Source organism: Micrococcus sp. Mcc28 (assembly GCF_024519775.1).
GTDB classification, from domain to species: domain Bacteria; phylum Actinomycetota; class Actinomycetes; order Actinomycetales; family Micrococcaceae; genus Micrococcus; species Micrococcus luteus.
In genome coordinates this window covers 159504-171454 of record NZ_JALJRH010000004.1, presented here as the reverse complement: position 1 = coordinate 171454, position 11951 = coordinate 159504, and the positions used below count along the sequence as shown (strand labels likewise).

The 11951-nt window shown below is 74.3% G+C and carries 10 protein-coding genes; 2 read left to right on the top strand and 8 right to left on the bottom strand.

Annotation, left to right across the window (positions count from 1 at the left end; genetic code table 11):
• Both NR073_RS03490 and NR073_RS03485 read left to right on the top strand, forming a co-directional pair.
• Positions 1–200: integrase core domain-containing protein (locus tag NR073_RS03490; protein WP_256748606.1), on the top strand; the 200-nt coding region annotated here is incomplete at its 5' end.
• Between the two features lie 9 nt (positions 201–209).
• Positions 210–1265, top strand: coding sequence for an alpha/beta fold hydrolase (locus NR073_RS03485; RefSeq protein WP_044659808.1), 1056 nt, complete (start codon positions 210–212; stop codon positions 1263–1265).
• Between the two features lie 66 nt (positions 1266–1331).
• Here the strand turns inward: NR073_RS03485 and NR073_RS11160 are convergent, their stop codons facing one another.
• The 8 genes from NR073_RS11160 to carB form a co-directional block, all read right to left on the bottom strand.
• A complete protein-coding gene (locus tag NR073_RS11160) occupies positions 1332–3395 on the bottom strand; it encodes a primosomal protein N' (RefSeq protein WP_159401773.1) in 2064 nt (687 codons plus the stop codon).
• Between the two features lie 112 nt (positions 3396–3507).
• Entirely contained in the window at positions 3508–4770 is a 1263-nt protein-coding gene (metK, locus tag NR073_RS03475; protein ID WP_010078605.1) for a methionine adenosyltransferase, read from the bottom strand.
• A gap of 15 nt (positions 4771–4785) precedes the next feature.
• Positions 4786–6072, bottom strand: coding sequence for a bifunctional phosphopantothenoylcysteine decarboxylase/phosphopantothenate--cysteine ligase CoaBC (coaBC, locus tag NR073_RS03470; RefSeq protein ID WP_044659810.1), 1287 nt, complete (start codon positions 6070–6072; stop codon positions 4786–4788).
• A gap of 7 nt (positions 6073–6079) precedes the next feature.
• Positions 6080–6520, bottom strand: coding sequence for a DNA-directed RNA polymerase subunit omega (gene rpoZ / locus NR073_RS11325; protein WP_010078603.1), 441 nt, complete (start codon positions 6518–6520; stop codon positions 6080–6082).
• 66 nt (positions 6521–6586) lie between these two features.
• Positions 6587–7237 carry a guanylate kinase gene (gene gmk, locus NR073_RS03460; RefSeq protein WP_010078602.1) on the bottom strand — a complete coding sequence of 217 codons (651 nt, stop codon included), beginning with the start codon at positions 7235–7237 and terminating at the stop codon, positions 6587–6589.
• A 71-nt stretch (positions 7238–7308) separates the two neighbouring features.
• Positions 7309–7623, bottom strand: a complete 315-nt coding sequence (gene mihF, locus NR073_RS03455; RefSeq protein WP_036313727.1) for an integration host factor, actinobacterial type — start codon at positions 7621–7623, stop codon at positions 7309–7311.
• Between the two features lie 137 nt (positions 7624–7760).
• Positions 7761–8648: an orotidine-5'-phosphate decarboxylase gene (gene pyrF / locus NR073_RS03450; protein ID WP_036313723.1), complete on the bottom strand. Its 888-nt coding sequence runs from the start codon at positions 8646–8648 to the stop codon at positions 7761–7763.
• A complete protein-coding gene (gene carB, locus NR073_RS03445) occupies positions 8645–11950 on the bottom strand; it encodes a carbamoyl-phosphate synthase large subunit (RefSeq protein WP_010078599.1) in 3306 nt (1101 codons plus the stop codon). Before carB ends, pyrF begins: the two co-directional genes overlap by 4 nt.
• Between the last annotated feature and the right edge of the window lies 1 nt (position 11951).

The following is an 11951-nucleotide window of genomic DNA, read 5'->3' as shown; positions in this document are numbered from 1 at the left end:
AGGTCGAACGGTACAACCGGCTGATGGTCGATGAGGTCCTCTACGCCCGCCCCTACACCTCAGAGCAAGCTCGGCGTGAGGCCCTGGCGGTGTGGGTGAACCACTACAACTACCATCGGCCTCATACCTCCTGCGGAGACGCTCCTCCGGCCTCGTTGGCACCGGCCCGAGTCAACAACGTCATGCCCTCCTACAGCTAGGGTGGGGACGTGCCTGTCCCGACGCCGTCCGCCGCCCCGGGCCCGCCCGTCCGCCTGCGCGATCTGCTGCGCCCGCCCGCGGCGCCCGCCGATCCCCGCGTGCTCACGGGCCACCCGGCCCGGACGCCCCGCCGGCACACCCTGGCCGTCCCGGACCCCGTCAGCGGGATCCGGTCGTCCGTGGCCGTGTGGGAGTACACCCCCGTTCCGGTGGCCGCGCCGGGATCGCCCGGCGCACCCGAGGGGGACGCGGCCGCTGCCCCGCTCGTGTTCGTGCACGGCTTCCGCGGGGACCACCACGGCCTCGCCCTGCTGGCCGACGCGCTCCCGGAGCATCCGATCCACTCGATCGAGCTGCCCGGCTTCGGGGCTTCGGAGCCCTTCCCCCACGCCGAGCACACCGTGGCCCATCACGCGGACGCGGTGGCCACCGTCGTCGCCGCCCTGGGTCTGCGGGCGACCCCCGTGCTGGTCGCGCACTCCTACGGGACGACGGTGGCGGCCGAGCTGGTCGCGCGGGACCCGTCCCGGTGGGGACGGCTGGTCCTGCTCAACCCCATCGCCGAACCCGCGCTGGAGGCGTCGGCGTCCGTGTCGAGTCGGGTGCTGGCGGCCGTCGCCGAGGGGTACTACGAGGTCGCCGCCCGCCTGCCCGAGCGCCCGGCGCGGCTGCTGCTGGGCGCGCCGCCGGTCGTGTGGGTGACCACGCTCGCCATGACCCACACCAGGGACAGGGATGTCCTCGCGTACACCCATGACCAGCACCGGCGCCACTTCTCGGACTTCGCCTCCGCACGCATGCTCTCCGAGGCGTACCGCGCCTCGAGCACGGGCTCCGTGGCCGACGTCGCCGCCCGCCTCAGCCTGCCGGTGCTGCTGGTCGCGGGGCGGGAGGATCCGCTGGGCTCGGTGCCGGCACAGGAGGCGCTCGCCGCGGCGATCGACGACGCGGGCGGCACGGCGGAGCTGCACGTCCTCGACGGCGTCGGGCATCTGCTGCACTACGAGCGGCCGGCCGCCTGTGCGGCGTTGATCCGCGACTGGCTCCGCCGCGCCGGCCGCTGACACCGTCATCGCCCCGGCGTCGCCGCGCTCCGGCCCCTCGGGCTGCGGGTCGGTCCGGCCGCCCCCTCAGAGCACCCCGGCCGGGTCGAGCCGCACCCGCACCGGGGCGGTCTCCCGCCGAGCGCTCGCTGCGGACCGGGCGGCGCGCAGGGCGCCGACGGTGGCCTCGGCCGCCGCGTAGGGGAAGATCAGCAGGGCGCGGGAGCGGGTCTCGTCGGCGGGGTCCGGCACCGGCCCAATCCAGGGCAGCCGCGCCGGGCCGCCATCGAGCGGGGCCGAGTGCGGATCCTCGTGGACGTCCTCGTCCGGCCGTTCCCGGCGGGCGGCCTCCACGAGCTCGAGGTACTCCGCGACGGCGGCGGCCTCCCCCGTGACCTCTGCGAGGCGGCCGGCGGGAGGCAGGTGCAGCTCGCGCCGCTCGGCGACCTGGCGCGCGGCGAAGCCGTCGGGGTCCCGTCGGACGAGCGCGTTCACCGCCTCCCCCGCGTCCGCGGTGACCACCACGACGCCCCCGTCGGAGGCGGGGCGGACCAGGCAGGCGGCCGCGAGCCAGCGGGCGAGCACGCGGCCCGGCACGTCGAGGCCCTCGCGCTGGAGCTGGCTGTCCCCGTCGAGCAGCAGGGCGGCCGCGTAGCCGTCGGGCGTCGCCGGCTCGGCCCCCACGGTCGCCACCACCAGGGAGGGCCCGGGCGGCACCGAGCCGAGCATGTGCTGCGCCGAGGAGGCGTGCACGGGCACGCGCGGGAACGCCCGGCCCAGCTCCTCGGCCGTGCGGTCCACGCCGCGGGCGCCGGCCCGCAGCGTCGTGCCGCCGCACTCGGTGCACCGGAAGCCGCGCTCCCGGGTGCCGCACCACCGGCAGGCCACCTCCCCGTGCCGGGCGGCCCGCGCGTCGCGGAAGCCCAGCGGCCCCGCGCAGACGCGGCAGCGGGCGGGCGTGCGGCACCGTTCGCACACGAGGGCGGGGATGAAGCCGGCCCGGGCCACCTGCACGAGCACCGGGCCCGGCCGTGGCCCGAGCAGCGCGGCGCGGGCGGCGGCCCAGGCGGCCTGCGGCAGCCGCGCCCGCTGCGCGAACGGGTCGCGCGCCGTCTCCCAGGCGTCGGCGGTGGAGACGACCCGTGGCCCGAGCTCGCGCTGGGTCGCGCGGGAGGGGCCCAGGTGCAGCAGCCAGCCCGACTCGACGAGCCGTTGCACCGGGACGGACCGGGAGGGCCCGGCGAAGAGCAGCGCCGCGCCGGTCGCGCGGGCCCGCTCCAACACGACCTCTCGGGCGTGGAAGTAGGGCGCGCGGGGTTCTGCCCACGCGTCGTCGCCGTCGTCCCAGAGCACCACCAGCCTCAGGTCGCGCACGGGCGACCACACGGCGGCCCGGGTGCCGGCCACGATGCGCCGGGTGCCGCGCAGCGCGGCCAGGTGGGCGCGGTACCGGGGCGTGTTGCCGTCCTCGGAGCCGATCCGCGCGTAGGCGTCCTCCCCCACGTGCTCGTCGAGGGCGGCGCAGAGCCGGTCGAGGTCGCGGTGGTCGGGCACCAGCAGCAGGACGCCGCCGTCCGAGGCGGCCACCGTGCGCGCCAGAGCGGCCAGCGCGCCCGCCTCGTCCCATTCGAACAGGCGCGAGGGCACGACGGCGGCCGCCCGCGCGGCGTCCCCGGCCAGCACGGCGGACACGAACGCGGTGCCCCCCTCGAGGGACTCCCACACCGTGGGCACGAGGCCCTCCTCCGCCGCGGGAGGCTCCGGGCGCTCGGCGTCCGTGCCGGTCAGCGTCACAGGGTGGTCCGCGGCGGTTTCCGCGTCCTCCGCCAGGGCGGCCTTCTCGACCTGCGCAACGCGCGGGGGCACCGCGGCCCGCAGCACGTCCGTGACGACGCCGGCCTGGCGGCGGGCCACCGCGCGAGCCGTCGCCAGGACCTCCTCCGTCAGCGGCGGGATGGCGGTGAGCACGCCGGTGAGCTCGGTGAGCTGGGCGCCGGTGGCCGGCTCCTGCTCCCGCGAGACGAGCCAGCCCGTCATGGCCCGTCCGCCGAAGCGGACGGACACGCGGGAGCCGGGGACCGCCCGGTCGTCCAGGGCCACGGGCACGAGATAGTCGAACTCGCGGTCCAGGTGCGGCACGGGCGAGTCCAGCAGGACGCGGGCGATCGGCCGCTCCGGCCACCCCTCGGCCCGCTCCGGCAGTCGGGGCGCGTCCTCCGGCTCCGGGAGGGCGAACAGCGTGTCCGTGATGCCCGCCTCCGGATCAGAGGCCGGCGGCAGCGCGCAGCTGCTCGACGCGGTCCGTGCGCTCCCACGTGAAGTCGGCGTCGTCCCGGCCGAAGTGGCCGTTCGCGGCGGTCCGTCGGTAGATGGGCCGCAGGAGGTTCAGCTCCTTCACGATGGCGGCCGGACGCAGGTCGAACACCGCGTTCACGGCCTCGATGATCTTCTCCTCCGGCACCGTGGCCGTCCCGAAGGTGTCCACGTACAGGCCCACGGGCCGGGCCGAGCCGATCGCGTAGGCCACCTGGAACTCGGCGCGCGAGGCGAGGCCGGCGGCCACCACGTTCTTCGCGACCCAGCGGAGCATGTAGGCGGCGGAGCGGTCCACCTTGGACGGGTCCTTGCCGGAGAAGGCGCCGCCGCCGTGCCGGGCCATGCCACCGTAGGTGTCCACGATGATCTTGCGACCGGTGAGGCCGGCGTCGCCCACGGGGCCGCCGATGACGAACTTGCCGCCCGGGTTGATGATGATCCGCATGCCGGAGGTGTCGAGGCCGGAGCGCTCGATGACGGGCCGGATCACGTGCTCCTCCACGTCCGCCCGCAGCTGCTCCTGCGTGACCCACTCGTGATGCTGCGTGGAGACCACCACGGCCTCGACCGTGGTGGGCACGTGGCCGGGCGCGTAGCCGATGGTGACCTGCGTCTTGCCGTCCGGCAGCAGGTACGGCATGGGCGTGTTCTCCGCCCGGCGCACCGCGGTGAGCCGCTCGGAGAGCCGGTGCGCGAGGTAGATGGGCATGGGCATGTACGCCGGGGTCTCGTCCGTGGCGTAGCCGAACATGATGCCCTGGTCCCCCGCGCCCTGCTCGTCCACCTCGTCCGCCGAGCCGTACTCGCGGGCCTCGAGGGACCGGGAGACGCCGGCGAAGATGTCCGAGGACTGCTGGCCGATGGAGATGTTCACGCCGCACTGGGCGCCGTCGAAGCCGTTGGCCGAGGAGTCGTAGCCGATGTCCAGAATGGTCTCGCGCACGATCTTGGGGATCTCCACGTACGCCGAGGTGTTCACCTCGCCGGCCACCTGCACCAGGCCGGTGGTGGTCAGGGTCTCCACGGCCACCTTCGCCGACGGGTCGGCGGCGAGGATCGCGTCCAGGATGGCGTCGGAGATCTGGTCGCAGATCTTGTCGGGGTGGCCCGCCGTGACGGACTCGGAGGTGAAGAGGCGGAGCTCTCCGCCGCCCACCCCCGAATACGGGTCGGCGTGGCGGGCGGGGCTCAGCGAGGCGGCATCGGTCATGCCGCACAGTCTAGGTCAGCGGCCCGACGCGCCGGCGGGGTCGCGACCGGCGAGGTCATCCACGATCGCCTGCACGACGGCGGCCGCCGCCTGGTCCTTGGAGCCCACGGTCTCCACGGCGGGGCGGCCGTCGGCGAACAGGATGGTCACGGCGGTCTCGTCCCGGCCGAACACCTTGTCCGTGCCGACCTCGTTGACCACGAGCATCTCGCAGCCCTTGCGCGCCAGTTTGGCCCGGCCGTACTCGAGCACGGAGGACGTCGCGTCGCCGGTCTCCGCGGCGAAGCCGACGATGAGCGGGGCCATGGGCCCGCCCTCGGAGCGGGTCCGCACGGCCGTGGCGAGCACGTCCGGGGTGCGCTCGAGCACGATGACGGGCGCGCCGCCGTCGTCGCCCTTCTTCATCTTGGCGTCGGAGACCTCGGCCGGTCGGAAGTCCGCGACGGCCGCCGCCATCACGAGGACGTCGGCGTCGGCGGCCTCCGCCAGCACGGCCTCGAGCAGGTCCTGCGTGGACTCCACGGGCACGACGCGCTCGACGCCCTCGGGCGTCGGGACGGACATGGACCCGGCGACGAACCGCACGGTGGCGCCGGCCTCGAGGGCCGCGCGCGCCAGGGCGGCCCCCTGCTTGCCGGAGGAGCGGTTCCCCAGGTAGCGGACCGGGTCCAGCGCCTCGCGGGTGCCCCCGGCCGTGATCACCACGGTGCGACCGGCCAGCGGGCCGGGTGTCGGCTCGGCGTCGGACCCGGAGGCCCGGGGACGGCGCGGGGCGCCCGCGGCCGCGGCGGCCTGCGCACGCTCCCAGATCTCGGCGGGCTCGGGCAGCCGCCCGGCGCCGGAGTCGGCCCCGGTGAGCCGGCCCACGGCGGGGTCCACGACCGTGACGCCGCGCTCGCGCAGGAGGGCGACGTTGGCGACCGTGGCGGGGTGGTGCCACATCTCGGTGTGCATGGCGGGGGCCAGGACGACGGGGCACGTGGCGGTGAGCAGCACGTTGCCCAGCAGGTCGGGCGCCATCCCCGCGGCGGTGCGCGCGAGCAGATCGGCGGTGGCCGGCGCGACCACCACGAGGTCCGCACGCCGGCCGAGCCGGACGTGGTTCACCTCGTCGACCGCCTCGAACGTGTCCGTGCGGACCGGGCGACCGGAGAGGGCCTCCCACGTCGCCGCGCCCACGAACTCGAGGGCGTTGGCGGTGGGCACCACGGTCACGCCGTGGCCGGCCTCGGTCATCAGGCGCAGCAGCAGCGCCGCCTTGTAGGCCGCGATGCCGCCGCCGACCCCGAGGACGATCTCCATGACGGGTTCAGGCCTCCGGGGCGTCCTCGGAGGTGCCCTCCTCGGCGCGCACCGTCTCGGCGGCCTCCTCGATGGCGGCGGGATCGCCCATCGGCTGGTGGGCGTCGGCCGACTCGAGGGTGGCGAACGGGTCGTCCTCGCCCGGCAGGGAGAAGTCGCCGAAGTCCTCGGCGGCCAGGTCGGCCTCCGGGGTGGCCTCGACGGCCTCGCGGGACACGAGCAGGTCGGCCTCGATCTCGCGCAGGGCGATGGACAGCGGCTTCTCGTTCAGCTGGGTGTCCACGAGCGGGCCGACGTACTCGAACAGCCCCTCGTGCAGCTGCGAGTAGTAGGCGTTGATCTGCCGGGCCCGCTTGGCGGCGAAGAGCACCAGGGCGTACTTCGAGTCGACCCGCTCCAGCAGGGAGTCGATGGGCGGGTTGACGATGCCTTCGTACTGTTCGGTCACGGGGTCTCCAAAGTCTTCATCTCACTGTCACGTCGGCGCCGGGTGCGGCGTCGGTGCGGCCGGTCCTCAGGCCTCGGTCGGACGGCGCTCGGGGTCCAGCCCCATGAGTCTCACCAGTTCCTCGGCGGCCCGCTCCACGCGGTCGTTCACGACGACGGCGTCGAACTCGGGTTCCGCGGCGAGTTCCAGTCTAGCCGTTTCGAGCCGGCGGCGCTGTTCCTCCGGGCTCTCGGTGCCGCGGCCGAGCAGCCGGGACACGAGTTCCTCCCAGCTCGGCGGCGCCAGGAACACGAAGGTGGCCTCCGGCAGCGCACGGCGGACCTGGCGCGCTCCCTGCAGGTCGATCTCCAGCAGGACGTGGCGGCCCTGCGCCACGGCCTCCATCACGCGGTCGCGCCGCGTGCCGTAGCGGTGGACGCCGTGCACGACGGCCCATTCCAGCATCTCGTCCGCCTCGACGAGGGAGTCGAACTCCTCCGGCGTCGTGAAGTAGTAGTGCACCCCGTCCTCCTCGCCCGGGCGCGCCGGGCGGGTGGTGGCGGAGACGGACAGCCAGGCCTCGGGGTAGTGCTCGCGGACGTAGGCCGACACGGTGCCCTTGCCGACGGCGGTGGGGCCGGCCAGGACGGTGACGCCCGGGCCCGGGGGGCGTTCCTGGACGGCGGTGCGGGCCACCGGGACGGCGGGGGCGGGTCCGGGGTCGAACGTGTCGGTCACGCATCCTCCTGGTGGGACGGGCCTCGCAGGCCCTTCACCCGGGCCGGCGCCGACCCGCCGGGGTGTGGGGGTCACCGGCCAATATAGGCGATCAACGCCTCGCGCTGACGACGGCCCAGGCCGCCCAGCCGACGCCGCGGCGAGATGCCGCACCCCGCCATCGTCTCCCGGGCCCGGACCTCGCCCACGCCCGGCAGGGCCAGCAGCAGGTCCACGGTCCGCAGGCGGGCGACGGCGTCCTCGGTGTCCGCGCGCGCGAACACGTCGGCCAGGCCGACCGCACCGGCGGCGAAGGCCGCCTTGAGCTCCGCCCGCGCCTGGCGGGCCTGGAGGGCCTTCCTCCGGGCCTCCGCCCGCTCCTGCACACTGAGCTGCCGCAACGCCATGGTCTGACCTCGATGCCTCTCATTCCTCACCGGCCCCGTCGAGACCCTTCCACCGTCAAGGACGACGAGCACAGCCGATCGAAAGGGAAGATACCATCCCGTCCACACGGCACGGGCGCGCCGGGAGGACGCGGGCGTCACCGCAGGGCGGCGCGATTCTCCTCGATCGTGTCCACCAGCGAGGCCACCGACGGGCCCGCGCTCAGGATGCCGCGGGACGAGGTCGCCAAGACCTGCGGCCAGGCCGTCCCGAAGTCGGCCCGCATGCCCCGGGCCGTGGCGCCCTGGGCACCGAACCCGGGCGCCAGCAGGGGCCCGCCGAGGGCCGGCAGGTCCAGGCCGAGGCGGTCCGCCTCGGCGGCCACCGTGGCGCCCAAGACGAGTCCCACCGGCCCCCACGCGTCGTCGCCGCGCAGGGCCGCGTTCTCGGCGGCCGCCGCCGCGGCGATGCGCCGGGCGACCGATCCCTCGGCCGACCCCTCGCCCACGTGCTGGACCTCGCGGCCCTCCGGATTGGAGGTCAGCGCGAGGACGAACACGCCGCGGCCGGCCTCGTGGGCGGCGCGGATGGTCGGCACGAGGGTGCCGAAACCCAGGTACGGGCTGAGCGTCACCGCATCCGCGGCCAGGGGCGAGGCATCGGCGATCCACGCGGCGGCGTAGCCGTCCATGGTGGAGCCGATGTCACCGCGCTTGGCGTCCGCGATCGTGAGCACCCCGGCGTCTCGGGCGGCCGCGAGCAGCCGCTCCAGGGCCGCCAGGCCGGCCGATCCGTGGCGCTCGTACAGCGCCACCTGGGGCTTGATCGCCGCCACGCGGGGCCCCTCGGGACCCACCGCCGCCTCGAGGGCGGTCAGGGAGAACGCCTCGAGGCCCGCCGGGGTGTCGCTCAGGCCCCACTGCCGCAGCAGGCCCGGATGGGGGTCCACGCCGAGGCACAGCGGACCGGCCGTCTCCATGGCCTGGGCCAGCCGCCGCCCGAAGGGGGCGCGGGGCCCCGCGCCGCCCGTCGCCGTCGTGGTCACGCCGCGGCCTCCGGACCGGCGACAGCCTGCTGCAGGCGCGCGTCGTGCTCCTGCAGTGAGGTGACGGACCACTCGTAGGACCGCATGGCCTCGATGGCCTGCAGGCACGCCCCGAACTCGGCCGTGGTCGTGATCACCGGCACGCCGAGCGACGTCGCGGCCGCGCGGATCTCGTAGCCGTCCGTGCGGGCGTCGCCGCCGGAGGGCGTGTTCAGCACGAGATCGACGGTGCCGGCGTGCAGCTGCTCCAGCACGGTGCCCGCGCCGTCCTCGTGCCCGGCGTCGGCGATCTTCGCCACGACCTCCGCGGGGATGCCGTTGCGCCGCAGCACCTCGGCGGTGCCGCCGGTGGAGACCACCTGGAAGCCGAGGTCGACGAGGCGCTTGGCCTGGCCCACGAGGGTGCGCTTGTCCCGGTTCGCGACCGACACGAACACGCGCCCCGAGGTGGGCAGCGGGCCGCCGGCGGCGGACTGGGACTTGGCGAACGCGGTGTCGAAGTGCTTGTCGATGCCCATGACCTCGCCCGTCGAGCGCATCTCCGGGCCCAGCAGCGAGTCGACCACGCGGCCCTCCGCGGTGCGGAAGCGGGTGAACGGCAGCACCGCCTCCTTGACCGCCACGGGCGCGCCGATCGGCAGGGTGCCGCCGTCGTACGCCGTGGGCAGCATGCCGGCCGCGCGCAGGTCGGCGATGCTCTCGCCGACGCCGATCCGCGCGGCCGCCTTGGCCAGCTGGACGCCCGTGGCCTTCGAGACGAACGGCACGGTCCGCGAGGCGCGCGGGTTCGCCTCGATCACGTACAGCACGTCCGAGGCGAGCGCGAACTGGATGTTGATCAGGCCGCGCACGCCGACGCCGGCCGCGATCCGCTCGGTGGCGCGGTGCACGCGCTCGAGCACGTCCGGGCCCAGGGTGACGGGGGGCAGCACGCACGCGGAGTCGCCCGAGTGGATGCCCGCCTCCTCGATGTGCTCCATGACGCCGCCGAGGTACAGCTCGGTGCCGTCGTAGAGGGCGTCGACGTCGATCTCGATCGCGTCCTCGAGGAAGCGGTCCACGAGCATCGGCTGGTCGGGGGTGATCTCCGTCGCGTGCGCCACGTAGTGGGCCAGCGCCTCCTCGGAGTACACGATCTCCATGCCGCGGCCGCCGAGCACGTAGGAGGGGCGCACGAGCACGGGGTAGCCGATCTCGTCCGCCACGCGCTTGGCGTCGTCGAAGGAGACGGCCGTGCCGTTCTTCGGCGCCACCAGGCCCGCGCGCTCGAGCACGAGCGCGAACTCACCGCGGTGCTCGGCCAGGTCGATGGCCGCGGGCGAGGTGCCCAGGATCGGCACGCCGGCGTCGGCGAGCTGCTGGGCCAGCTTGAGCGGGGTCTGGCCGCCGAGCTGCACGAAGACGCCGCGCACGCCGCCGGAGGCCTCCTCTGCCGCGATGACCTCCAGGACGTCCTCGAGCGTGAGCGGCTCGAAGTAGAGGCGATCGGAGATGTCGTAGTCCGTGGATACCGTCTCCGGGTTGCAGTTGACCATCACGGTCTCGTAGCCGGCCTCGCGCAGCGCCATGGTGGCGTGCACGCACGAGTAGTCGAACTCGATGCCCTGGCCGATCCGGTTCGGGCCCGAGCCGAGGATGATCACCGACTCGCCCTCGTGCGGGGCGACCTCGGTCTCGAGGTCGTAGCTGGAGTACCGGTACGGGGTGAAGGCCTCGAACTCGGCGGCACAGGTGTCCACGGTCTTGTAGACGGGGCGCACGCCCAGGGCGTGACGCACGCCGCGCACGACCGCGGCGTCCATGTGCCGCAGCGAGCCGATCTGGGCGTCGGAGAACCCGTGCCGCTTGGCGCGGCGCAGCAGGGCCTCGTCGAGGACCTCGGCGTCGCGGATCTCGTCCGCGACCTCGTTGATGAGCACGAACTGGTCCAGGAACCACGGGTCGATCGCGGTGGCCTCGAAGGCCTCCTCGATCGTGGCGCCGGCGTAGAGCGCCTGCTGGGTCTGGGAGAGCCGGTCGGTGGTGGCCGTGCTCGCCGCCGCGAGCAGGGCCTGCGGGTCGGCGTCCTGCGGGAACGCGAGCTCCGAGCCCTTCTGCTCGAGCGAGCGCAGGGCCTTCTGCAGGGCCTCCGTGAAGTTGCGGCCGATGGCCATGGCCTCGCCGACCGACTTCATGGTGGTGGTCAGCGTGGGATCCGCCGCCGGGAACTTCTCGAACGCGAAGCGCGGGACCTTCACGACCACGTAGTCCAGGACCGGCTCGAAGGACGCCGGGGTCTTCTGGGTGATGTCGTTGGGGATCTCGTCCATCGTGTAGCCCAGGGCCAGCTTGGTGGCGATCTTGGCGATCGCGAAGCCGGTGGCCTTCGAGGCCAGCGCCGAGGAGCGGGAGACGCGCGGGTTCATCTCGATGACGACGACGCGCCCGTCCACGGGGTTCACCGCGAACTGGATGTTGCAGCCGCCGGTGTCCACGCCGACCTCGCGGATGACGTTGATCGAGATGTCCCGCAGCTTCTGGTACTCGCGGTCCGTCAGCGTCATGGCCGGGGCCACGGTGATGGAGTCGCCGGTGTGCACGCCCACGGGGTCCACGTTCTCGATGGAGCAGACGACGACGACGTTGTCGTTCTTGTCCCGCATCATCTCCAGCTCGTACTCCTTCCAGCCGAGGATGGACTCCTCGAGCAGGACCTCGGAGGTCGGGCTGTACTGCAGGCCGGCGCCGCAGATGCGGTACAGGTCGGCCTCGTCGTAGGCCATGCCGGAGCCGAGGCCGCCCATCGTGAACGAGGGGCGCACCACCACGGGGTACTTCAGGTCCTCGACGGCGGCCAGGGCCTCCTCCATCGTGTGCACGATGTGGGACCGGGCGGACTCGCCGCCGGCACGCTCCACGACGCCCTTGAACAGCTCGCGGTTCTCGCCGAGCTCGATGGCCTCGATGTTCGCGCCGATCAGCTCGACGCCGAAGCGCTCGAGCACCCCGTCCTTGTCGAGGGCGATGGCGGTGTTCAGCGCCGTCTGGCCGCCCAGGGTGGGCAGCAGGGCGTCCGGGCGCTCCTTCTCGATGATCTTGGCGACCACGGCCGGGGTGATGGGCTCGACGTAGGTGGCGTCGGCCAGCTCCGGGTCGGTCATGATCGTGGCCGGGTTGGAGTTGACGAGGACGACGCGGACGCCCTCCTCCTTGAGGACGCGGATGGCCTGGGTGCCCGAGTAGTCGAACTCGGCGGCCTGGCCGATCACGATGGGGCCGGAGCCGATGACCAGGACGGACTTCAGGTCGGTGCGCTTGGGCATG